The 22683-nt window shown below is 70.8% G+C and carries 22 protein-coding genes and 4 pseudogenes; 18 read left to right on the top strand and 8 right to left on the bottom strand.

The features are described from left to right. The first annotated feature begins 6 nt into the window (after positions 1-6). Together dnaE and QUE44_RS05430 are read left to right on the top strand one after the other, a co-directional pair. Entirely contained in the window at positions 7-3549 is a 3543-nt protein-coding gene (gene dnaE, locus QUE44_RS05435; protein WP_286216312.1) for a DNA polymerase III subunit alpha, read from the top strand. A 146-nt stretch (positions 3550-3695) separates the two neighbouring features. Further along, the gene (locus QUE44_RS05430; protein ID WP_286216310.1) at positions 3696-4088 is read left to right on the top strand and encodes a DUF4260 domain-containing protein; all 393 of its coding nucleotides are present in this window, start codon (positions 3696-3698) and stop codon (positions 4086-4088) included. On the opposite strand, the gene QUE44_RS05425 is transcribed toward QUE44_RS05430, so the two are convergent. Continuing rightward, complete coding sequence (locus QUE44_RS05425; protein ID WP_286216307.1) at positions 4071-4364, bottom strand: helix-turn-helix domain-containing protein; 294 nt, start codon at positions 4362-4364, stop codon at positions 4071-4073. The genes QUE44_RS05430 and QUE44_RS05425 overlap by 18 nt on opposite strands. A gap of 63 nt (positions 4365-4427) precedes the next feature. On the opposite strand from QUE44_RS05425, the pseudogene map reads away from it, so the two are divergent. Next, positions 4428-5212: pseudogene (gene map / locus QUE44_RS05420) on the top strand (type I methionyl aminopeptidase). 13 nt (positions 5213-5225) lie between these two features. Here map and QUE44_RS05415 read toward each other — a convergent pair. Next, complete coding sequence (locus QUE44_RS05415) at positions 5226-5366, bottom strand: hypothetical protein (RefSeq protein ID WP_286216305.1); 141 nt, start codon at positions 5364-5366, stop codon at positions 5226-5228. Positions 5367-5408: 42 nt separating this feature from the next. Here QUE44_RS05415 and hisD point away from each other — a divergent pair. Continuing rightward, positions 5409-6712: pseudogene (gene hisD / locus QUE44_RS05410) on the top strand (histidinol dehydrogenase). 52 nt (positions 6713-6764) lie between these two features. Here the strand turns inward: hisD and QUE44_RS05405 are convergent. After that, positions 6765-8953, bottom strand: a pseudogene (locus QUE44_RS05405) (RecQ family ATP-dependent DNA helicase). A 122-nt stretch (positions 8954-9075) separates the two neighbouring features. Between QUE44_RS05405 and QUE44_RS05400 the strand changes: the two are divergent. The 8 genes and pseudogenes from QUE44_RS05400 (at position 9076) to QUE44_RS05365 (ending at position 15290) form a co-directional block, all read left to right on the top strand. Next, positions 9076-10341 (top strand): Nramp family divalent metal transporter, encoded by a 1266-nt coding sequence (locus QUE44_RS05400; RefSeq protein ID WP_286216304.1) that lies wholly within the window; start codon positions 9076-9078, stop codon positions 10339-10341. 39 nt (positions 10342-10380) lie between these two features. Then, positions 10381-11474 (top strand): annotated as a pseudogene (locus QUE44_RS05395) (histidinol-phosphate transaminase). Further along, complete coding sequence (gene hisB / locus QUE44_RS05390) at positions 11471-12070, top strand: imidazoleglycerol-phosphate dehydratase HisB (RefSeq protein WP_286216303.1); 600 nt, start codon at positions 11471-11473, stop codon at positions 12068-12070. Before QUE44_RS05395 ends, hisB begins: the two are co-directional and overlap by 4 nt. Next, complete coding sequence (locus QUE44_RS05385; protein WP_286216302.1) at positions 12067-12543, top strand: hypothetical protein; 477 nt, start codon at positions 12067-12069, stop codon at positions 12541-12543. Before hisB ends, QUE44_RS05385 begins: the two co-directional genes overlap by 4 nt. Next, entirely contained in the window at positions 12540-13196 is a 657-nt protein-coding gene (gene hisH / locus QUE44_RS05380; protein WP_286216301.1) for an imidazole glycerol phosphate synthase subunit HisH, read from the top strand. The genes QUE44_RS05385 and hisH overlap by 4 nt, the downstream gene beginning before the upstream one ends. A 58-nt stretch (positions 13197-13254) precedes the next feature. After that, positions 13255-13998, top strand: a complete 744-nt coding sequence (gene priA, locus QUE44_RS05375) for a bifunctional 1-(5-phosphoribosyl)-5-((5-phosphoribosylamino)methylideneamino)imidazole-4-carboxamide isomerase/phosphoribosylanthranilate isomerase PriA (protein ID WP_286216684.1) — start codon at positions 13255-13257, stop codon at positions 13996-13998. Positions 13999-14048: 50 nt separating this feature from the next. Continuing rightward, the gene (locus tag QUE44_RS05370; RefSeq protein WP_286216300.1) at positions 14049-14534 is read left to right on the top strand and encodes a hypothetical protein; all 486 of its coding nucleotides are present in this window, start codon (positions 14049-14051) and stop codon (positions 14532-14534) included. Positions 14535-14564: 30 nt separating this feature from the next. Beyond that, on the top strand, positions 14565-15290 hold the full coding sequence (locus QUE44_RS05365) for an SseB family protein (protein WP_286216299.1): 726 nt from the start codon (positions 14565-14567) through the stop codon (positions 15288-15290). 6 nt (positions 15291-15296) lie between these two features. Here the strand turns inward: QUE44_RS05365 and QUE44_RS05360 are convergent, their stop codons facing one another. Genes QUE44_RS05360 through QUE44_RS05345 form a run of 4 tightly spaced genes read right to left on the bottom strand, consistent with a single transcriptional unit; the run spans position 15297 to position 17704 of the window. Then, complete coding sequence (locus QUE44_RS05360) at positions 15297-16010, bottom strand: trypsin-like peptidase domain-containing protein (protein ID WP_286216298.1); 714 nt, start codon at positions 16008-16010, stop codon at positions 15297-15299. Continuing rightward, positions 16003-16542, bottom strand: a complete 540-nt coding sequence (locus QUE44_RS05355; protein WP_286216297.1) for a hypothetical protein — start codon at positions 16540-16542, stop codon at positions 16003-16005. The genes QUE44_RS05360 and QUE44_RS05355 overlap by 8 nt, the downstream gene beginning before the upstream one ends. Then, positions 16539-17294: a S1 family peptidase gene (locus QUE44_RS05350; RefSeq protein WP_286216295.1), complete on the bottom strand. Its 756-nt coding sequence runs from the start codon at positions 17292-17294 to the stop codon at positions 16539-16541. The genes QUE44_RS05355 and QUE44_RS05350 overlap by 4 nt, the downstream gene beginning before the upstream one ends. After that, positions 17291-17704 (bottom strand): hypothetical protein, encoded by a 414-nt coding sequence (locus tag QUE44_RS05345; protein WP_286216292.1) that lies wholly within the window; start codon positions 17702-17704, stop codon positions 17291-17293. Before QUE44_RS05345 ends, QUE44_RS05350 begins: the two co-directional genes overlap by 4 nt. A gap of 101 nt (positions 17705-17805) precedes the next feature. On the opposite strand from QUE44_RS05345, the gene QUE44_RS05340 reads away from it, so the two are divergent. Next, positions 17806-18081, top strand: coding sequence for a hypothetical protein (locus QUE44_RS05340; protein ID WP_286216291.1), 276 nt, complete (start codon positions 17806-17808; stop codon positions 18079-18081). Between the two features lie 37 nt (positions 18082-18118). Here the strand turns inward: QUE44_RS05340 and QUE44_RS05335 are convergent, their stop codons facing one another. After that, on the bottom strand, positions 18119-18514 hold the full coding sequence (locus tag QUE44_RS05335) for a DUF1844 domain-containing protein (RefSeq protein WP_286216290.1): 396 nt from the start codon (positions 18512-18514) through the stop codon (positions 18119-18121). A 197-nt stretch (positions 18515-18711) separates the two neighbouring features. Between QUE44_RS05335 and infC the strand changes: the two genes are divergently transcribed. The 5 genes from infC to QUE44_RS05310 all read left to right on the top strand — a co-directional run bounded on the left by infC (position 18712) and on the right by QUE44_RS05310 (position 22680). Beyond that, the gene (infC, locus tag QUE44_RS05330) at positions 18712-19410 is read left to right on the top strand and encodes a translation initiation factor IF-3 (RefSeq protein ID WP_286216289.1); all 699 of its coding nucleotides are present in this window, start codon (positions 18712-18714) and stop codon (positions 19408-19410) included. An 83-nt stretch (positions 19411-19493) separates the two neighbouring features. Continuing rightward, the gene (gene rpmI, locus QUE44_RS05325) at positions 19494-19688 is read left to right on the top strand and encodes a 50S ribosomal protein L35 (RefSeq protein ID WP_062384610.1); all 195 of its coding nucleotides are present in this window, start codon (positions 19494-19496) and stop codon (positions 19686-19688) included. A 31-nt stretch (positions 19689-19719) separates the two neighbouring features. Continuing rightward, positions 19720-20100 (top strand): 50S ribosomal protein L20, encoded by a 381-nt coding sequence (gene rplT / locus QUE44_RS05320; protein WP_286216287.1) that lies wholly within the window; start codon positions 19720-19722, stop codon positions 20098-20100. Between the two features lie 11 nt (positions 20101-20111). Beyond that, positions 20112-20951 carry a TrmH family RNA methyltransferase gene (locus QUE44_RS05315; RefSeq protein WP_286216286.1) on the top strand — a complete coding sequence of 280 codons (840 nt, stop codon included), beginning with the start codon at positions 20112-20114 and terminating at the stop codon, positions 20949-20951. A gap of 106 nt (positions 20952-21057) precedes the next feature. Beyond that, positions 21058-22680: a GGDEF domain-containing protein gene (locus QUE44_RS05310; protein WP_286216285.1), complete on the top strand. Its 1623-nt coding sequence runs from the start codon at positions 21058-21060 to the stop codon at positions 22678-22680. The last annotated feature ends 3 nt before the right edge of the window (positions 22681-22683 follow it).

Below are 22683 nucleotides of genomic sequence, written 5' to 3'. Positions count from 1 at the left end.
GTCACCATGCCCGTCCAGGAGTTCGTCCACCTTCACGTCCATACCGAGTACTCGATGCTGGACGGTGCGGCGAAGATCGGCGACCTGTTCAAGGAGGCCGAGCGCCTCGGCCAGCCCGCCATGGCGACCACCGACCACGGCTATCTCTTCGGCGCGTACGAGTTCTGGTCGAAGGCCCAGCAGTCGGGCATCAAGCCGATCATCGGCCTCGAGGCCTACCTCACGCCGGGAACCGCGCGCGGCGACCGCACGCGCGTGCGATGGGGCGAGCGCGGCCAGGAAAACGACGACGTCAGCGCGGGCGGCGCGTACACCCACGCGACCATGTGGGCGCGCGACACGGCGGGCATGCACAACCTGTTCCGGCTCGCGTCGTATGCGTCGCTCGAGGGGCACTTCTACAAGGCGCGCATGGACCGCGACCTGCTGCAGCGCTTCTCGAAGGGCATCATCGCGACCACGGGCTGCCCGTCGGGAGAGGTGCAGACGCGACTGCGGCTGGGGCAGTACGACGAGGCGCTGCGGGCCGCGGCCGAGTTCCAGGACATCTTCGGCAAGGACGCGTACTACGTCGAGCTCATGGATCACGGCCTCGACATCGAGAAGCGCGTGTTCGAGGACCTGCTGCGGATCTCGAAGGCGATCGGTGCGCCCCTGGTCGCGACCAACGACCTCCACTACACCAAGAAGGAGGACGCGACGGCGCATGAGGCGCTGCTGTGCGTGCAGTCGGGCTCGACGCTGAGCGAACCCACGTACGACCAGGGCGGCAAGCGCTTCGCCTTCTCCGGTGACGGCTACTACGTGAAGTCTGCCGAGGAGATGTGGCGGCTGTGGGGCGACTACCCCGAGGCGCTCACCAACACGCTGGCGATCGCCGAGCAGTGCGAGGTCGAGTTCAACACCAAGGCCGACTACATGCCGGTCTTCGCGTGCCCGCCCGGGGAGGACGAGCACTCGTGGTTCGTCAAGGAGGTGCAGGCGGGACTGCACGAGCGCTACGGAGAGCACATCCCGTCGGACGTCCAGGAGCGCGCGAACTTCGAGATCGAGGTCATCGCGGACAAGGGCTATCCCGGGTACTTCCTGGTGGTCGCCGACTTCATCCAGTGGGCGAAGGACAACGGCATCCGCGTGGGGCCGGGGCGTGGTTCCGGCGCCGGATCGATGGCCGCGTACGCGATGAAGATCACGGACATCGACCCCCTCGAGCACCAGCTCTACTTCGAGCGCTTCCTCAACCCCGAGCGCGAGTCCAAGCCCGACTTCGATGTGGACTTCGACGAGCGCAGGCGCGGCGAGGTCATCCAGTACGTGACCGACAAGTACGGCCAGGATCGCGTGTCGATGATCGTCACGTACGGCACGATCAAGGCCAAGCAGGCGCTCAAGGACTCGACGCGCGTGCTCGGCAAGCCCTATTCGCTGGGAGAGCAGCTCACCAAGGCCTATCCCGAGGCGATCATGGGCAAGGACATGCCGCTGATCGGCGTCACGGATCCGGCTCACCCTCGCCATCACGAGGGCCAGGACTTCCGCGCGGTGCTCGAGGCCGACCCCGACGCGCAGCAGGTCTTTGACCTCGCGCAGGGGCTCGAGGGACTCAAGCGCCAGTGGGGCGTTCACGCGGCGGGCGTCATCATGTCGAGCGACCCGCTCATCGACATCATCCCGATCATGCGCCGCGAGCAGGACGGCGCCGTCATCACGCAGTTCGACTACCCCACGTGCGAGACGCTGGGGCTGGTCAAGATGGACTTCCTGGGTCTGCGCAACCTCACGATCCTCGACGACGCGCTCGAGAACATCGTCGACAACGGCAAGGAGCCGCTGGTCCTCGAGGACCTCCCGCTCGCCGACGAGGGCGCGTTCGAGCTGCTGGGGCGTGGCGACACGCTCGGCGTGTTCCAGTTGGACGGCACCGCGATGCGTCAGCTGCTCCGCCAGATGAAGCCCGACACGTTCGAGGACATCTCCGCCGTTCTGGCGCTGTACCGCCCCGGCCCGATGGGCATGAACTCGCACACCAACTACGCGGAGCGCAAGAACGGGCGCCAGCCGATCGAGCCCATCCACCCCGAGCTCGACGAGCCGCTCAAGGAGGTCCTGGGGATCACCTACGGCCTGATCGTGTACCAGGAGCAGGTGCAGCGCATCGCGCAGATCGTCGCCAACTACACGCTGGGTGCGGCCGACCTGTTGCGTCGCGCGATGGGCAAGAAGAAGAAGGAGATCCTCGACAAGGAGTTCGAGCCCTTCGAGGCCGGCATGAAGGCCAACGGGTACTCCGACGCGGCCATCAAGGCGCTGTGGGACACGCTGCTCCCGTTCGCCGACTACGCGTTCAACAAGGCCCACACCGCCGCCTACGGCGTGCTGTCCTTCTGGACCGCGTATCTCAAGGCGCACTATCCGACCGAGTTCATGGCGGCGCTCCTCACCTCGGTCGGCACGGACAAGGACAAGTCCGCGCTCTACCTCGCCGAGTGTCGCCGCATGGGCATCACAGTGCTGCCGCCCGACGTCAACGAGTCCAAGGGCACGTTCTCCGCGGTCGGCACCGATATCCGCTTCGGGCTCACCGCGGTGCGCAACGTGGGCGCGAACGTGGTCGCCGGGATCGTGCAGGCGCGCACCGAGAAGGGTGCCTTCACGTCGTTCGCCGACTTCCTCGACAAGGTGCCCGCCACGGTCTGCAACAAGCGCACCATCGACTCGCTCATCAAGGCGGGTGCCTTCGACTCGATGGGCTACTCGCGCCGCTCGCTCAACGCGGTGCATGAGCAGGCGATCGACTCCGTGATCGGCGTCAAGCGCCAGGAGGCCACCGGACAGTTCGACCTGTTCGCCGACGTCGAGGACCTGGGCGGGGGAGTGACCGTCGAGGTGCCCACGCTCGATGAGTGGGACAAGAAGACCAAGCTCAACCTCGAGCGGGACATGCTCGGCCTCTACGTCTCGGACCACCCGCTGTCGGGACTCGATCACGTGATTCGCTCCGAGGCGACTCACCAGGTGCTGTCCGCCACCCCGGCGCACGGCGTCGCGGAGGGCTCACAGATCGTGCTCGCTGGTCTCGTGACGCGCGTCGATCGGCGCATTGCGAAGTCGGGCAACCCCTACGCGATCGTGACCCTTGAGGACATGACGGGCGAGACGGAGGTGTCGTTCTTCGCCAAGGTCTACGACACCTTCGCGCGCGACCTGGCCGAGGATGCGGTGCTCGCGATCAAGGTGCGCTGCCGCGAACGCGGCGACGGGGGACTCCAGTTCTCCGCGGTCGACGTCAAGATCCCCAACCTCAACGTGCAGGACACGTCGCCCGTGGCGATCACGGTGCCCGCGGCGCGCGTGACGCCGCCGCTGGTCGAGCAGGTCAAGGGGATCCTGCGCTCTCATCCGGGATCCATCGAGGTGCGCATGGTGCTCACGGGCCCCGACAAGCCGCTCGTGATGCGCCTGGGTGACGAGTTCCGCGTGTCGCGCTCGTCGGCGCTGTACGGGGATCTCAAGGCCGCGCTGGGTCCCAGCTGCCTCGCGGGTGCGTAGGGCGGCCCCGCCCCCGCACCCCCACTCCGCGCCCCCATCGTCACCCCTCCCACCGCGGCGGCGCGCTATGGGACGCTGGTTGTCGCTTTCGCGAACTCTGCGCGCCGCATGGGACGCTGACGGTCGCCGCGGCCTAGGGTGCTCGCATGAACCCCGTCCGCTGGCAGCGCCTCGAGGGCGCCGCATGTGCCGTGCTCGCGCTGATCGGGGCGGCCGCGCTCGGGGCGTGGTGGTGGCCCCTCGCGCTCTTCTTGGCGTTCGACCTGAGCGCACTCGGCTATCTGCGCGATCCGCGCGAGGGCGCGTTCGTCTACAACCTGGTCCACTCGTACTGGGGCCCGGCCGCGCTGGCGGGGTGGGCCATCGCGATCGGGGCGTGGGGCGCGCCCGGCTCGCAGACGCCCGTGCTCGTCGTGGCGGCAGCGTGGCTCTTCCACGTGGGCGTGGACCGCGCGCTTGGCTATGGGCTCAAGCACGACGACGACTTCCAGCACACCCACCTGGGGTGGATCGGACGCGCCTCAGCCCGCGACAAGTGACGAGGCGCCCGCGCGGGGATCCTCCGCGCCGGTCGCGCCGTTGATCTGCGCCCACACCTCGTCGAGCGAGAGCCCCAGCACCTGCGCGATCGCCGCGACGGTGGGGAAGGCGGGGGTCGCGACCCGTCCTGACTCGATCTTGCGCAGCGTCTCGGGCGACACCCGCGCCTCCAGGGCGACCATCAGCATCGGCCGTTCGCCCCGTGCCGTGCGCAACAGCGAGCCCAGCCGCTGCCCGCGCTCGATCTCGTCGGGGGTGAGGGGAAGGCGCACCATGACCCAATACTAATACCGGGATACTATGGCCGGGATAGTTATTGGACTCCGAAGGGGCGACGCATGATCGAGATCCTCACACCTCGCGAGATCGACCGTGCGCGCGCGACCGGCGCGCTCGTCGCGCGCATCCTCGAGACGCTGAGGCGGCGCGTGGAGCCGGGAGTCACGCTGCTCGACATCGACGCGTGGGCCAAGCAGATGATCGAGGCCGCGGGGGCGGAGTCGTGCTACGTCGACTACGCGCCGTCCTTCGGGCGGGGGCCCTTCGGCCACTCCATCTGCACCTCCGTGAACGACGCCGTGCTGCATGGTCGGCCGTCCGCCGTCGTGCTCAGGGGGGCGACCTCCTCACGCTCGACCTCGCCGTCTCTCTCGACGGGATCGTGGCGGACTCCGCGGTGAGCTTCCTCGTGGGGGGTCGGGGATCCGCGGAGGATGCGGCACTCATCGACGCGACCGAGCGCGCGCTCGCCGCGGGAATCGCCGCGGCCCGGCCAGGCGCGCGGGTGGGCGACATCGCGCACGCGATCGGTGCGGTGCTGGCCGGCTCCGGCTACCCGATCAACACCGAGTTCGGGGGTCACGGGCTCGGGTCGACGATGCACCAGGATCCGCACATCGCCAACACCGGGCGGCCCGGCCGCGGCTATCTCCTGCGTCCCGGCTTGCTGCTCGCGCTGGAGCCGTGGGCGATGCTGGACACCGCCATGCTCGTGACGGACGCGGACGGGTGGACCCTGCGTAGCGCGACCGGATGCCGCACGGCTCACAGCGAGCACACCATTGCCATCACCGAGGAGGGCGCGGAGGTGCTGACGCTGCGCGGACCGGCCGCTGACGGGTGAGTCCCGCCGCGCGCTACATCGCGGACAGGACCGCAGCGGCGATGACCGCGGCGGCCGCGACCGCCGCCAGCAGCACGCGACGTGAGCGCCGCGCGCGCACGGCCGCCGCGGGCGACTGCGCGCGGGCCCGTTCCTCCCACTCGACGCACTCCATGACGCCATGGTCGCACGACCGCGCCGCACTAGAGTGGTCTCCGTGCTGACCAGGATCGATCTGCGTGAGCGGGAGCTCACCGCGCGCGAGCTGCTCGCGGTGGTGCCCCGCGCCGACATCAACGTGGGCGACGCCCTTGCCGTCGTCGAGCCCATCATCGAGGACGTGCGGGTGCGCGGCGAGGCGGCCCTCCGCGAACTCGGGGAGCGCTTCGACGGCGTCGCGCCCGCACATCTGCGCGTCCCTGAGGAGGAGATCGCGCGCGCCCTCGAGGGCCTCGACCCCGCGGTGCGTGACGCGCTCGAGGAGGCGATCGACCGGGTGGGTCGCTTCCACCGCGCGACCGTGCCGCCGCCGGTCGACGTCGAGCTCGCCCCCGGCGCGATCGTGTCCCAGCGCTGGGTGCCCGTGGGCCGCGTGGGCCTGTACGTGCCGGGCGGCCTCGCCGTCTACCCGAGCTCGGTCGTCATGAACGTGGTCACCGCGCAGGCGGCCGGGGTTCCCTCGATCGCGGTGACGAGCCCCCGCAGCGCGCATTCGGCGGGCTGCCACACCCCACGATCCTCGCCGCGTGCGCACTCCTGGGCGTGACCGAGGTCTACGCGGTGGGTGGCGCCCAGGCGGTCGCGATGCTCGCGCACGGGGTCGACGATCTGTGCGATCCGGTGGACGTCATCACCGGGCCAGGCAACGTGTACGTGGCCGCGGCCAAGCGTGCGGTCAACGGGCTCGTGGGCATCGACTCCGAGGCGGGTCCCACCGAGATCGCGGTCATCGCCGACTCCACGGCAACCCCGCGCTTTGTCGCGGCCGACCTGCTGAGCCAGGCCGAGCACGACCCCATGGCCGGCTCCGTCCTCATCACGGACTCCGTCGACCTCGCCGATGCCGTCGAGCGCGAGCTCGGTGCTCTGGTCGACGCGACGACGCACCTGGCGCGGACCAAGGAGGCGCTCACGGGTCGCCAGAGCGCGATCATCCTGACGTCGGGCATCGATCAGTCGGTCGCCGTCGCCGACGCCTATGGCGCCGAGCACCTCGAGATTCACACCGCTGACGCTCGCGACGTGGCCGCGCGCATCCGCAACGCGGGCGCGGTGTTTGTAGGCGAGCACTCGCCGGTGCCGCTGGGTGACTACCTCGCGGGATCGAACCACGTGCTCCCGACCGGTGGCACGGCGCGCTTCGCGTCCGGGCTCGGCGTGACCGCCTTCCTCAAGGCGGTTTCCTACATCGACTACAGCGCCGATGCCCTGGCTCAGGTGGGCGAGAAGGTCGTGGCCCTCGCAAACGCCGAGGATCTCCCCGCGCACGGCGAGGCGATCAGGGCGCGGCTCGAGCGCTGAGTCGCGGCCGCACGGCGGTAGCGGCGACGGCGACGGCCGCGGCGGTCTCGGCCTAGCGCACCGCGAGCACGAAGGGGTGGACTGCGCCTGCCCCGGCGCGCCTCACGAGCCGCGCCGCGACCGTGAGTGTCCAGCCCGAGTCCGTGGCGTCGTCGACGATCAGCACCGCGCGTCCCGCGAGCCCGTGGGCGGCCGCGGGCGAGAGCTCGAGCGCCAGCCGGCGCGCGACCCCCGCGAGGCGAATCGCGGAGTTGACGTCGTGACGGTCCGGCTCCTCCCTGCCCGGCACGGGGCCGACCGTGCCCACGAGCGGCACGCCCAACCACCCCGCGAGGCCGCCGGCGAGGTGCTCGACCAGCCGCGGCCGCGTGGTCGAGCGCACCGCGATCACGCCGTCCACGCGCGGGCGGCGCTCGCCGTCGTCGTCGCCCCACAGCTCATCCCAGTCGGTGAGGGCGCGCACCGCGGCGGTGCGCAGCGGCGCCGGCGTCTCGCCGTCCCACGGTGATCCGTCCTCGTCCACCGCGGCGAAGAGCTCGCGCAGCGGCCCCGACCAGCCCAGCCCGTCGAGTCGAGCGACGGCCCTGCCGGTCTCCGCCATCTCTCCCGCGGGAATCCGTCCGCGCAGGTCGAGGCCCAGAGCGTCGAGCCCCGACGGCCACTGGGGCCTGGGCATGATCTCGACGCCCACGCGGTCGAGGTCGGAGCGTGCGGACTCGATCGCGGCGGCGTCGGGCGCGTCGGGGAGCGACACGCCTCCGCACGTGTCGCATCGTCCGCAGCGCCAGCCCTCGGCGAGGTCGGGATCATCGAGCGCCCGGCGCAGGAAGGCCATACGGCAATCCGTGGTGCGCTCGTACGCGATCATCGCCTCCTGTTCCGCGACGCGCGTCGCGGCGACCCTGCGATAGCGCTCGGCGTCGTACTCCCACGCGGCGCCCGTCGCGACCCACCCGCGTTCGACGCGGCGCACCGCGCCGTCGACGTCGAGCACCTTGAGCATCGACTCGAGCCGGCCGCGCTTGAGGTCGACCGCGGTCTCGAGCGATGCGACCGAGGTCGGGGTGTCGACGCTCAGCGCGTCGAGCGCGGCGCGCACCCGGGTCTCGTCGGGAAAGGACTGCGCGCCGAACCACTCCCAGATCGCGCGGTCCTCCGGGCCCGGCAAGAGCGCGACCAGCGCGCGGTCGACGCCTCGTCCCGCGCGACCCACCTGCTGGTAGTACGCGATGGGGGACGCGGGCGCCCCCAGATGCACCACGAAACCCAGGTCCGGCTTGTCGAAGCCCATGCCGAGCGCCGAGGTCGCGATGAGCGCCTTGACGCGGTTGTCCTTGAGGTCCTCCTCGAGGCGCTCGCGCTCGGCGGGGTCGGTGCGGCCGGTGTACGCCCCGACCTCGAGCCCCGCGGCACGCAGCTGCTGCGCGACCTCCTCCGCCGCCGACACCGTGAGGCAGTACACGATGCCGGAGCCCTCGATGTCGCGCAGCGCACGCGCGAGCCACGCGACCCGCGTCGCGGGATCGGGCAACGGGACCACCGCCAGGTGGAGCGACTCCCGGTCCAGCGCGCCGCGCAGGACCAGCACCTCTCCCGGCGCTCCGCTCGTCACCCCGAGCTGCTCCGCGACGTCCGCGGTGACGCGCTCGTTCGCGGTGGCGGTGGTCGCGAGCACGGGAATGCCGGGCGGGAGATCGGCGAGCAGCGTCCTGATGCGCCGATAGTCGGGACGGAAGTCGTGTCCCCAGTCCGAGATGCAGTGAGCCTCGTCGATCACCACGAGTCCCGCATCGGCCGCGAGGCGGGGCAGGACCTCGTCGCGGAAGCGCGGGTTGTTGAGGCGCTCGGGCGAGCACAGCAGCACGTCGACCTCTCCCGCCGCGATCCCGGCGTGGACCGCCTCCCATTCGGTGACGTTCGCGGAGTTGACCGTGGCCGCGCGGATCCCGGCCCGCGAGGCGGCGCCGATCTGATCGCGCATGAGCGCGAGCAGCGGCGACACGATCACGGTGGGACCGGCCCCGCGCGCCCGGAGGAGAGCGGTCGCGACGAAGTACACCGCGGACTTCCCCAGCCGGTGCGCTGCACCACGAGCGCGCGGGCCCGCCGCTCGACGAGAGCGGAGATCGCGGTCCATTGGTCGTCGCGCAGCCGGGCGTCGCCCCGGCCCACGAGCGCGCGCAGGGCCTCCTCCGCCTCGTGGCGGAGTGAGGTGGGGGACGATGCCGGGGTGGAGTCCATCCGGCGATGGTAGGTGGGCGGTCCGACACCGCCGCGCACGAGGCGCCGTCGACGGAAAAGTTCGGCTACCCTAACTTTCTGTCGGCGCGGCGCCCTCGCCGCGCCGTGGAAGGGGACGAGCGATGGCAAACGCGTTGGTGGAGGTCGACCGCGAACGGGCCGAGCGCGCCCGCGGACCCTTCCGGCGCATCGTCACCCTGCTCGGACCGGCGTTCGTGGCGGCCGTCGCGTACGTCGACCCCGGCAACGTCGCCGCGAACCTGACGGCCGGGGCCGAGCACGGCTATCTCCTGGTCTGGGTCCTCGTGGTGTCGAACCTCATGGCCGTGCTCATTCAGTACACGTCCGCGAAGCTGGGGCTGGTGACCGGCCAGAGCATGCCCGAGCTGCTGCGCGGCCGGCTGCGCACGCGGGGGCGCCTGGCGTACTGGGGACAGGCCGAGGTGGTCGCGGCCATGACCGATCTCGCCGAGGTGATCGGCGGCGCGCTCGCGCTCTACCTGCTGTTCGACGTCCCGCTCGTGCTCGGCGGCCTCATCGTGGGACTCGTCTCGCTCGGGCTGCTCGCGGTGCAGTCGCGGCGCGGTCAGCGGCCGTTCGAGTTCGTCATCATGGGCCTGCTCGCCGTCATCGCGATCGGGTTCGTGGCCGGGTTGGTGGTCTCCGACACGCAGTGGGGCGAGGCCGCGGGCGGCCTCGTGCCGCGATTCGACGGCCCCGGAACTGTCCTGCTCGCGGCGTCGATGCTGGGCGCGACCGTCATGCCGCACGTGATCTATCTGCACAGCTCGCTGTCGCGCGACCGTCACGGCGCGGGTCACGACGCGCCGCGCCTGCGCCACTTGCTCCACGTCACGAAGTGGGACGTCGCGCTCTCGCTCGTCATCGCGGGGTCGGTCAACATCGCGATGCTGCTGCTCGCCGCCGGAAGCCTCAGGGGAGTGGGAGGCACGGACTCGATCGAGGGGGCGCACGGCGCGATCGAGTCGGCGCTCGGACCCGTGATCGCCGCCGCCTTCGCGGTGGGCCTGCTCGCCTCGGGACTCGCCTCGACCTCGGTGGGCTGCTACGCGGGCGCCGCCATCATGGGAGGTCTGCTGCATCGGCGCATTCCGGTGTGGATCCGCCGGTCGATCACGCTCATCCCCGCGCTCGTCATCCTCGGTGCGGGCGCAAACCCGACGTGGGCGCTGGTGATCTCGCAGGTCGTGCTGAGCATCGGCATCCCGTTCGCGGTGATCCCGCTCGTGCGGCTGACCTCGGACCGCACGGTGATGGGGGAGCACGTCAACTCGCGCCCCACGCAGGTCGTGGCATGGACCGTGGTCGCACTGATCGTGGCGCTCAACATCGCGCTGCTCGCGCTGACCTTCTCGGGACAGGTGTAGCGTCGCGGACGCTCCGGCGCGTCTCACTAGAATCTCCCCATGACTCTGCCGATCCGCCCCGAACTGGCCGGGCTCGAGCCGTATGGTGCGCCCCAACTGGACGTGACCGCGCGCCTCAACGTCAACGAGAACCCCTATGCGCCGCCGGACGCCGTGGTGGACGCCATCGCCGCGGCCGTGCGCAAGGCGGCCGAGGGTCTCAACCGCTATCCCGACCGCGACTTCCTGCTGCTGCGCGGGGACCTCGCGGCCTACCTGGCCGCCGAGAGTCATGTCGACTTCCTCGAGCCGCGCAACATCTGGGCCGCGAACGGCTCGAACGAGGTCATGCTTCACCTCCACCAGGCCTTCGGTGGGCCAGGGCGCAAGGTGCTGAGCTTCGCCCCCACGTATTCGATGTACCCCGAGTACGCGAGGGACACGCTCACCGACTTCGTGACGCTCCCGCGCCGCGCCGACTTCACGCTCGACATCGACGCCGCGACGGCCGCCATCCGCGACGTGGCTCCCGTCATGGTGATTGTCGCCAGCCCCAACAACCCCACCGGCACGGCGCTGCCGCTCGTGCACGTCGAGGCGCTCCTCGCGGCGGCCGCCGACGTGCCCGGCGGGTGCCTTGTCGTGATCGACGAGGCGTACGCGGAGTTCCGCCGGCGCGGCGTGCCGAGCGCCGCCTCTCTCATCCCCGCGCACCCTCACCTCGCCGTCAGCCGCACGATGTCGAAGGCCTTCGCGCTCGCGGGGGCCGGCTGGGCTACCTCGCCGCGCACGAGGAGGTCATCGATGCGCTGCGCGTCGTGCGCCTGCCGTACCACCTGAGCGCCGTCACGCAGGCGACCGCCAGGGCGGCTCTCGCGCACCACCGCGACCTGCAGGCGCAGGTCGACGAGATCCGCGCCGAGCGCGACGATACCGTCGCCTGGCTGCGCGACCAGGGATACACGGTGGCCGACACCGACGCGAACTTCGCGCTGTTCGGCCCGTTCGAGGATCGTGAGAGGGTATTCCAGGGCCTGCTCGCGCGCGGTGTGCTGATCCGCGTGACGGGGCCCGAGGGTTGGCTGCGCGTGTCGATCGGCACGCCGCAGGAGATGGCGCTGTTCCGCAGCGCGCTGCTGGAGGTCACGGCATGAGCCGCACGGGACGTATCGAGCGCACCACGAGTGAGTCGTCGGTGCTTGTCGAGCTCGATCTGGATGGATCGGGACGCACGGAGATCAGCACGGGAGTGCCGTTCTACGACCACATGCTCACGGCGCTGGGCAAGCACTCGCTCATGGACCTCACCGTCCGCGCGACGGGTGACATCCACATCGACTCGCACCACACCGTGGAGGACGTCGCGATCTGCATCGGCGAGGCGCTGCGCCAGGCGTTGGGTGACAAGGCGGGCATCTCGCGGTTCGGCGACGCGCTCGTGCCTCTCGACGAGGCCCTCGCGCAGTGCGTGGTGGACGTCTCCGGACGCCCCTACTTTGTCCACACCGGCGAGCCGATCGGCCAGGCCACTCACCTGATCGGCGGCAACTTCGCCGGCTCGCTCACCGGCCACGCGCTCGAGTCGATCGCGCACCACGCCGGCATCTGCGTCCACATGCGGGTGCTCGCGGGTCGCGACCCTCACCACATCGTGGAGGCGCAGTTCAAGGCACTCGCGCGTGCGCTGCGCGCCGCCGTCGCCACCGACGACCGCGTCCAGGGCATCCCCTCGACCAAGGGCGCCCTGTGACGGAAGGCACCCCGGCATCGTCCTCACCTGACGTCGCGCTGCTCCTCACGCCCATCCCCAGCGCGCGCTTCCTCACCGCGCTCTTGGCGCTCAACAAGGTGCGTGGGCGCGTGCTCGAGACCAGCGGCGGACCCCTCGCGGTGTTCGAGGACGCGAGCCCGGCGGCGGTGAACTCCGCGACGCGCACGGTGTCGGGATTCGTCAAGCAGGCCGAGTTCCTGCTCGCCGTGACCAGGGACGGACAGGCCAAGGTCGAGGTGTGGAAGGGCGGCGTCGCGGTGCGTGACCTGCCCGCCGGCCTCGCGCTCGCGGACGCTCCCGGCGTCGTGACGACGCTGCTCACGGGCGCGCAGAGCATCGACGACGTGGCCTCGACGCACGCCGACAAGGTGCACTCGACGAAGATGAGCAGGTTCGCGGCCTACCGCGAGCTCCTCAAGGAGGCCAAGGCGCTGAGGAGGAACCAGGCGTGAGCACCCCTACCGTCACCGTCCTCGACTACGGGTTCGGCAACGTGCGCTCGGCGGTCCGTGCCCTCGAGCACGTCGGTGCCGACGTCACCCTCACCGCGGATCGCGCCGCGGCGGAGAGCGCCGACGGCCTGGTCGTGCCCGGCGTGGGTGCGTTCGCCGCGGTGATGGAGGGACTGCGCGCGGTGCGCGGCGACCAGATCGTGGGCCGCCGCCTCGCCGGCGGCCGTCCCGTGCTGGGGATCTGCGTAGGCATGCAGGTGATGTTCGAGCGCGGCGTCGAGCACGGCGTCGAGTCCGAGGGCCTCGACCAGTGGCCCGGCACGGTGGAGCTCCTGCAGACGCCGGTGGTGCCCAACATGGGGTGGGCGCACGTCGAGGCGGCATCCGGCTCGACGCTGTTCGCCGGCGTCGAGGACGAGCGCTTCTACTTTGTCCACTCGTACGGCGCGCGCGAGTTCCCGCTCGGCACCACCGAGGACACCGGGCGCCTCACCGCGCCGCGCGTCACGTGGTCGACCGCGGGGACCGGCGAGGGCGAGGACCGCTTCGTGGCCGCCGTCGAGAACGGGCCGCTGAGCGCGACGCAGTTCCACCCCGAGAAGTCGGGCGAAGCCGGGCTCGCGCTCCTGCGCAACTGGGTGCTCTCGCTGTAGAGGGCGCCGCCGGGCCTGTGGGAGACTTGGCGCCGCCGTCTCCGTCCCAATCGAGAGGATCCCCGATGACCCAGACCCCCGCCTCGAGCTCCTGCCCGCCGTCGACGTCGCCGACGGCCAGGCCGTGCGTCTCACGCAGGGTGAGGCAGGGTCGGAGACCGGCTACGGCGACCCGCTGGCCGCCGCGCTCGACTGGGTCACGGGCGGCGCGGAGTGGATCCACCTGGTGGACCTCGACGCGGCCTTCGGTCGTCGCTCGAACGCCGACCTGCTCGCCGCCGTGGTCAAGGCGGTGGACGTCAAGGTCGAGATGAGCGGAGGGATCCGCGACGACGAGTCGCTCGAGCGCGCGCTCGCGACCGGCTGCGCGCGGGTCAACCTGGGCACGGCCGCGCTGGAGAACCCCGAGTGGACGGCATCGGCGATCGACCGTCACGGCGACCGCATCGCGGTGGGACTCGACGTGCGCGGCACGACCCTGGCGGCACGCGGCTGGACCCAGGACGGCGGGGACCTGTGGGAGGTGCTCGCTCGCCTCGACGCGGCGGGCTGTGCGCGCTACGTCGTGACCGACGTGAAGAAGGACGGCATGCTCTCCGGTCCCAACCTCGACCTGCTGCGCCAGGTCTGCGAGGCCACGTCCGCGCCGGTGGTGGCGTCGGGCGGCATCAGCTCTCTCGAGGACATCGCCGCGCTGCGCACGCTCACGCCCGCCGGCATCGAGGGCGCGATCGTGGGCAAGGCCCTCTACAACGGCAACTTCACGCTTCCGCAGGCGCTCGACGTCGCGGGACGTCCGTAGGACCACCCCGCGTGGCGGCGCGCGTCTACTCTGGCAGTGAGGGAGGAACGATGCGCGCTGCGGTGAGGATGGCGGCGGTGGTCGCGTTGATGTCGGCGTGCGCTCCCGCGGACGATGCGGGTGGCGCGGATCCGACCGCGCGGGTGGCGGCCCCGGCCTGCGCGGAGACGCTCGCTCCGGCGCGCGGCGACGCGACCGCGGCCGCGCGCGCCCCCGAGATCCGCGAGTTCGACGCCGCCTGGCTGTGCGTGTACACGCTGGGCGAGGAGTGGACGCTCGCGGACGGACCGGCGCCCATCGAGGACCTCGAGGCGGTGCGTGTCCTGGTTGACGCGCTCGCTCCGGCCGATCTCATGTCGCCGTGCACCATGGAGCTGGGTCCCGAGTACGTGCTCACCCTCGCCACGGGTGAGGAGCTCACGCGCATCGTCATCGACGCGTACGGGTGTCGGTGGGCCCGCGTCGAGGGCGAGGACGGGCTGCTCGCGACGCCCGACGGCGTGATCGCGGAGCTTGACCGGCTCGCCGGGACCTGAACCGTCGGAGGGCGGGCCTACTCTGGTGTCATGAGCGAGGACGAGCCCCTCAAGGAGATCCCCGAGTCGATCTTCTCCGACGATGACGGCAGCGCCGACGCGCGCCTCGCGCAGGCGCTCATCAAGTTCTCGCACGGGCATACGTCGCTCGCGGACGTGGTCGATGCGCTCGCGTATGCGCGCGTGCTGATTCCCGTGGTGGCCTCGGGCGAGCAGCGTCATGTGGGCCGTCACGGCCTCGAGCAGGACGAGGTCGCGTCGACGGGAGTCGTCGCGGTCGAGATGCCCGACGGGCGCACCGCGCTGCCCGTCTTCACCGACGTCGACGCGATGAAGGCATGGAGCGAGCACGCCCGTCCCATTCCCGCGGAGGGGCCGCGCGCCGCTCTCGCCGCCGTCGCCGAGGGGTGGAGCGCGCTCGTGCTCAACCCCGGCATGGAGACGGTCCTCATCCCGCGACCGGCGGTCTGGGCCCTGGGTCAGGGCGAGCCGTGGCGTCCGGCGATCGTCGATGGTGCCGTGGCGCTTGACATCAGGGAGGCGATCACCGAGGCCGTCGAGGTAGACGAGTCGCTCCGCGCGGTCGATGCCGTGCCGGGCAGGGGAGCCGAGGTCGCGATCGTGTTGCGGCTGGTCGAGGGGCTCACGCGACCCGAGCTCGACGCCGTGGTCGAGCGCGTCCAACACCAGCTCGCGCAGTCGAGCGTGGTCGCGCAGCGTATCGACAGCGTCGAGCTGAGGCTCGCCCAGGCGTAGGCGCCGTCAGCAGGTCCCGTCGACCGGGACACGGTCGTCGTCGGCGTCGAGGAAGGCGCGCAACCGCTCGAGAGTGACGGCGCCGGCGAACTCCTCGCCGTCGGAGGAGAAGACCACGCCGACGACCTCGCCGTCGGTGGTGGTGACCGGCGACCCCGAGTTGCCCTCGCGTGCCTCGACCTCGATGTAGTACACGTGCGCTCCCTCGGGATCGAGGTCGTTCTCCCGCAGCGCGACATACGGCCCGGTGAGCGCCTCGAGAGGGCCCCCGAGCGCGTAGCCCGTGACCGTCAACGCCTCACCGATCTCGGGCGCCTCCTCCGCGATCGTTGCCGCCTCGGGGAACGCGCCGTCGATCGTGACGATCGCGAGGTCGTCCTCGTCCGAGTACGCCGCGGTGGTCCCGTGATACTCGGTGCCCCTGTAGTCGGTCAGCTCGATCACCGAGGCTCCCTCGACCACGTGCCGATTGGTGACCGCGTGCGTCTCGTCGAGCATCCACGCGCTGCCGTTGCGATACGACGTGCACGTCGTCGCCCAGACCCGCAGCGAGAGACGCTCGGCGTGAGAGAAGCCGTTGCCCGCATCGGCCATGGGGGTGGCCCGCACCGGCGAGGGCGTCGCGTACGGCGGGGGCGACAGAGGCACGCACGCGGCCAGCACCGTCACGGCGGCCGCACACGCCAGCGCGAGGGTCGCCGCGGTGCGTCGCTCAGTCATTGCGGGCCCGGAACTCCACGTAGGCGGCGGAGACCTCGGTGCAGAAGTCGAGGATCGAGGCCTCCGACTCGACGATGCTCGACGCGACGTAGCGGTCCGCGTAGCGCAGCACCTCGAAGTGCTCGGTCTGCGCGGTGACGCACTCCTGGTACCCGTCGACGATCGACTCGAGCTCGACGACGGACTCGGTGCCCTGGGCTCCCTGGTTGACCGCCGCCGAGTACTCCTCCTTGAGGGTCGCGAGTTGAGCGCTTGCCTCCTCGAGCTCGGCGACCCGGGCGTTCAGCACGCTCGCCTCGTCGGTCAGGGCCTCGACGCGCTCGCGCAGCTGCGCATTCTGCGCCTCCCACGAGGACCGCGCGAGCGCGAGCATCGTCAGCGCGACCGCGAGACCGACGACGCCGACCAGGCTAAGGACCAGGGCGACCGTGAGGCCGCGGCGCGAGCGCGCCCGGGAAGGGGCGACCGCGGACGGGAGCGGTGGTTCGGCGGGAACCGGCTCGGGCGCCCAGGGGGCGACCGGGTCGCTCACGTGAGGCCCATGGGCGTGTTCGAGCAGGGGGTCTCGGGCACGAGCAAGGCGTTCTCCTCCAGCAGGGTGTTGAGGGTCGACACGGGCACGATGAAGCTCTGATTCGAGAAGTTCTTCGCGTAGATCACGCCCACCACGTCGCCGGACTCGTCCAGGACGGGCGATCCGGAGGAGCCCTGCTCGACGCTCGCGCTGGTGGCGAAGACCGTGCCGACCGCGCCGCCGAGCGGATCCGTGGTCGGACCCAGGACCACTCCGGTCGTCGTGGTGAGGCGCCCGCCGTTCGGGTAGCCGACCACCGTGATGACGTCGCCCTCGGCGGGGTCCTCCTGGGCCCGTCGCGCGAAGGCGTTGCCCAGCGACTCCTCGGTCGTGATGATCGCGATGTCGGCGACCGTGGTCGCGGCCGCCGCGGTTGCCGTGATGGTGCGTCCGTCGTACGTGGTCACGGTGATGAGCTTCGAGTTGGTGACCACGTGGCGGTTGGTCACGAGCGTGTGGGCGTCGAGCGCGAATCCCGTGCCGGTGGAGATGAAGCCGCACCCCACGTTGCGCACGCGCACCGTCATGCGCTGCGCCGCGGTGAAGCCGTCGGGGGAGAGCGCGCCCGGTCCGTCCCCAGGGGAGGCGGTCGGGGACGGGACGAAGTCGGAGGGCAGCTCGCCGGGCTCGGCGGGAACGTACGCGCACCCGGCGAGCGCGAGAGCCGCGGCGACGGCCGCGGCAACGGTCGCTTGACGCGTGCGCCTCACGGGGCCACCGACTGCTGGAAGTCGAGGTGAGCGTCCGTCGCGGCGGTGCAGAGCTCGTCGACGCTCGCACGGAAGCTCTCAAGCTCCTCGGGCTCGTAGTCGTCGGGCGTCTGCAGGTAGGTGACGAGCTGCTCGTGACCCTCGATGCACCGACTGAGGGAGTTCGCCACCGACGACGCCTCGACCGTGAGCTCCTCGAGTGCGAGGATCTGCTCCTGCGCGTACGCGGCGTCGTCGCCCCATTGCGCGTTCTGCGCCTGCAGCCTCAGGACGGTGTCCTTGGAGGCCGTGAGCTGGTCGTCGAGGAGATCGATCTGCTGATTCGCCTCGGCGAGCGCGGCGCGCTCCCCGCGAGCTGCTCGCCCAGGTCGTATCCGATCTGCGTGAGCTCGGCGACGCGCAGCTCCCACGCCTCGGACACGCGCCACAGGTAGGCGACGAACGCCGCGGCCGCAATCAGCAGCGCCGTCATGATCGCGACGGTGACGATGAGCCCCGCGGAGCGCGGTCGATGGTGGACCGCTTCGGGCTCGACGTCGTCGGGGTCCGCGACGTCGACCACGGGGTCGGCGTCGTCGTCCTCGCCATAGCGGTGAGCCTCGTCGACCGGAACGGCGGCGTCAGAGACCGCCTCGAACTCGTCGGTGTCGGTGATGTCGCGGTGCGTGGGATCCGCGGCACGGGCGTCCTCGCGAGGGGACGATGCGGGGGTCGAGACGGGGGGAAGAGTGACCGACTGCGCGGCACGGCGTCGCGCGCGCTCGCGTCGGTGGCGAGGTCGCCGTGAGTGGCGCCGCGCGCGTCCTTGTCCTCCCCAGATGCCACTACGTGACCGCCCCCGTGAACTTCTCGCCGGGCCCGTCTCCGGGCCGATCCGGGACGGCCGAGGCCTCCCGGAATGCCAACTGTACGCTCCGCAGCCCGTCCCTCAGGGCGCGGGCATGAGTGTCGCCAAGGTCGGGCGCGGCGGCCGTGACCAGCCCCGCGAGAGCGGTGATGATCGTGCGCGCCTCGTCGAGGTCGGTGTACTCGTCACCCTCCTCTGCCAGGCCGCACCGCAGCGCGGCGGCACTCAGAAGATGAACGCTCACCGTCGTGATAAGTTCCACCGCACTGACGTCGGCAAGGTCGCGGGCGGCCCCCGCATCGTCTCCTCGGGGAGGGGGCGTGGGGAACTCGCCGGGGGACTCGGGACGTGCTTCCTGGTCATTCGCGCTCATGCTTGCTATTCTGGTGCATCGACCGGTTGTGGCACGTGCCGCAACGCGCAAGTGGAGTCCACCTCCCACCCTCGGACCGCCAAGGACCAGGGTCTCGGTTTCGGCGTTCGTCGCACTCGTGCGGCCGGGCGCCGGTGCCTCGGTGGCCTCTGCTCGCATTCGGGCAGGGGCCTTTCCTCGTTTCTGGGGTGGTGCTTGTGCGGCGGTCGCATCACGCAACAGAAGGAGCCGCTATCAACGAGCCGCGCATCAACGAGCGCATCCGTGTTCCCGAGGTCCGCCTTGTCGGGCCGAAGGGCGAGCAGGTTGGCATCGTCCGTATCGAGGATGCCCTCCGTCTGGCGCAGGACGCCGAGCTCGACCTGGTCGAGGTGGCGCCGGATTCGCGCCCTCCCGTGGTCAAGCTCATGGACTACGGAAAGTTCAAGTACGAGGCGGCCGTCAAGGCGCGTGAGTCCCGGCGCAATCAGGCCAACACCGAGATCAAGGAGATGCGTTTCCGTCTCAAGATCGACGAGCACGACTACGAGACCAAGAAGGGTCACGTGGTGCGCTTCCTTAAGGGCGGCGACAAGGTCAAGATCACGATCATGTTCCGTGGCCGCGAGCAGTCGCGCCCCGAGATGGGCCGTCGCCTGCTGATGAAGCTGGCCGCGGAGGTCGAGGAGTTTGGCGTCGTCGAGAACGCTCCGAACCAGGAGGGGCGCAACATGTCGCTCGTCCTTGGCCCGCTGAAGAAGAAGGCGGAGGCCATGGAGGAGCAGCGCAAGGTGCGTGAGGAGCGCAAGGCGGCTGCGGCCGCGTCGCGCGACGAGCGCAAGGCGCCCAAGCGTGCCGACGAGTCCGAGGCCCCCGAGGCCGAGGTCGAGACGGACACCGAGCAGGCAGCCGAGTAGGACCCCAGGCTTCGGGCGCCAGTCGCCCGTGACACGTGCCGTGCCCCACCGGGTACGGCCAGACCACGTAAGGAGAGGCAGCAATGCCCAAGAACAAGACCCACTCGGGTGCCAAGAAGCGCTTCAAGCTCACGGGTACCGGCAAGGTGAAGCACGCTCACGCGATGAACGTGCACAAGTTCGAGGAGAAGCACTCGTCGCGCAAGCGTCGCGTTGCCGTCGACGCGATCCTGTCGGACGCCGACTCGAAGAAGATCAAGAAGCTGCTGGGCAAGTAAGCCCGCCCCCACGTCTTAAGGAGACCTAGAAATGGCACGCGTCAAGCGGGCGGTCAACGCCCAGAAGAAGCGCCGGACTACCCTCGAGCGCGCCGCGGGCTACCGCGGCCAGCGTTCGCGCCTGTACCGGAAGGCGAAGGAGCAGGTCACTCACTCGCTCGTCTACAGCTACAACGACCGCCGCAAGCGCAAGGGTGACTTCCGCAAGCTCTGGATCCAGCGCATCAACGCTGCGTCTCGTGCGCACGGCCTCACCTACAACCGCTTCATCCAGGGCCTCAAGGCCGCTGGCATCGAGGTGGACCGCCGCATGCTCGCCGAGCTCGCGGTGAACGACGAGGCCGCGTTCGCGACCCTGGTCGAGGCGGCCAAGAAGGCCCTCCCGGCCGACGTCAACGCGCCCGCCGCGTAAGGACACGCCCCATGTCGGAACGCCCCGTCGGGCCTGCAGACCTCACCGTGACGCTCGCGAATGCGAAGGCGGAACGGGTCAAGAGAGTCGCGGCCCTGGCGGGGCGTTCCGCGCGTTCGCGTGCGGGCGTCCTCCTGGTGGAGGGCCCCCAGTCCGTTCGTGAGGCGGTGCGCCATGCCGCGCCCCGCGTGCGCGACGTCTACCTGAGCGACGAGGCGGCCGCCCGCCACGGTGACATCGTGAGCGAGGCGCTGGCCGCCGGACTGTACGTGCACCTCGGCACCGTCGAGGTGCTCGCGGCGATGAGTGGCGACGCCCAGGGTGTGGTCGCCGTCGTCGACTCGACGGGCACCTCGCTGGACGACGTCCTTGCGGCGGGCCCCCGCCTGGTCGCGGTGCTGTCCAACGTGCGTGATCCGGGCAACGCCGGCACCGCGATTCGCGTCGCGGATGCCGCGGGTGCGGACGCCGTGGTGTTGGCGGGAGACTCGGTCGATCCCACGAATCCCAAGGTCGTCCGCGCGAGCGCGGGCAGCCTCTTCCACGTTCCCGTCGCGCGGGCGCCGCTCGCGGACGCGGTGACCGCGCTGCAGCGCGCTGGCCTCACGGTGCTTGCCGCCGACGGCTCGGGTGACGACGTCCTGGGCGAGGACGGCGCCGCCGATCCGGCCTCCCTGGCGGGGCCCACGGCGTGGGTGTTCGGCAACGAGGCCTGGGGCCTCACACCCGAGGAGCTCTCGCTCGCCGATGCTGTGGTGCGCATTCCCATCTACGGCAGCGCCGAGAGCCTCAACCTGGGCACCGCTGCCGCCGTGTGCCTCTACGCGTCCGCCGCGGCGCAGCGCGCCTAGGCGCGACGCCCCACCGGGCGTGGCTCGCAACGAGGCTTCGCGGGTGTGACGAACCCCACCCACCGGGGATTCGAGAACCACCGAATGTCCCTGGACAATGGTGGACATGAAGATTCGTCGCCTGAGGCTGCACTTGTCGCGTTCGCGCGGCATGCGCCTTGTAGCGCTCTCCGTGGTGACGATCCTCGCGGCGCAGATCATCGTCTCCGTCATCGGGGCGATCGTGGCCGACCGCGGCAACCGTGACGCGGCCGAGGACACCTACTCGTACATCGGCGAACTCATGAACGAGCGCGTGGGCAACTTCGTGGACAACGCGGCCGACACGGTCACGGGAGTCGTGCAAGAGATCGAGCGCGATGGCGTCATGCCCAACACCGATGCGCTGACGCGGATGCTCGCGGATCGCGTGAGCCGCGAGAACAGCGTGTCCGCGCTCTTCGTGGGCCATCTCGACGGCGCCATGACCATGCTGGTCGAGCAGCGCACCGGCTTCCTGCGGCTCGACATCGTGCTGGGCATCGATGGCGCACCCACCCTCATCACGCGCACTCAGCTCACCGCGTCGCTTGACGTGCGGTCCTCCCTCACCGAGGCCTCGGAGTACGACCTGCTCGAGCGCCCCTGGTTCGAGCGGGCGATGACGTCCGTGACGGTCGCGTGGACCGAGCCCTACATCTCCGCGAGGACCGGTGACGTCGCCGTGTCGCCGGTCGAGGCGATCGCCATTGACGGCAAGATCGAGGCCGTCCTGGGCGCCGAGCTCGACATCGACCGTCTCGCGCTGTTGTTGGACAACATTCCGATTGGAGACGAGGCGCGCGCCTTCATCCTGACGTCGGATGGACGCGTGGTGGCGGCGCCTTCGGGCCGGCGCGATGTGCTCCGCGACGCCGTCGGCGGCTCCACCGAGGTTCCCGAGGGCGGCGCGATCGGCCTGCCCTCGATCGCTCCGCCGCCCGGCGCGCCGGTCCTCGAGGGCGACCACGTCAGGCTCGTGCGCCAGCTCGACTCCGCCACGGGAGTGGACTGGGAGCTCCACCTCGAGGCGCGCGCGAAGGACCTCACCCCGGGGCTCTATCGCACGCAGATCGGGACCTACGTGATGACCGCGCTGTCGGTCCTCGTCCTGGTCGCCTCGGTGATGCTGCTCGTGCGCCTGTGGCGACCCGTGCGGGTGATGCGCGACCGTGCGAGCACCGACGCCCTGACGGGCCTCGCGAACCGCTACGAGTTGCAGCGCCGGGGACGCGCGCTGGTCGCGACGAGCGCGGAGGATGGCGCCGATGTGCTCGTACTGGCACTCGACCTCGATAACCTCAAGTCCGTGAACGACTCGTTCGGCCACGAGGCGGGCGACGCCGTCATCAAGGCTGTCGGCCGTGTGTTGCTCGACTCGGTTCGCGTGCGCGATGTCGCGGCGCGGCTCGGCGGGGACGAGTTCGTGGTCGTGATGCGTCTCGACTCGCGGGCCTCGGCGGCCGAGGTGGCGCGCCGTCTGCGCGACGATGCCGCCCGTGCGGTGGCTGGCGCGCACCGCGGCGGCGTGCTCGCGGGCGTGACCGCGGGCTTCACCACGAGCGCCGACTCGGGATACGACCTCAAGGCGATGGTCTCGGACGCCGACACCGCGCTCATGGCGGGCAAGCGTGTCGAGAAGGGCCGCACGTACGGGCCCGACTGCGCCCCCCAGGACCTCGAGCCTGCTGATATCCTCCCCGGCAACTGACGA

Source organism: Demequina sediminis (assembly GCF_030296675.1).
Taxonomy (GTDB): Bacteria; Actinomycetota; Actinomycetes; order Actinomycetales; family Demequinaceae; genus Demequina; species Demequina sediminis.
The sequence above is the reverse complement of the archived record's forward strand: the minus strand, read 5'-3'. Positions and strand labels throughout refer to the sequence as shown.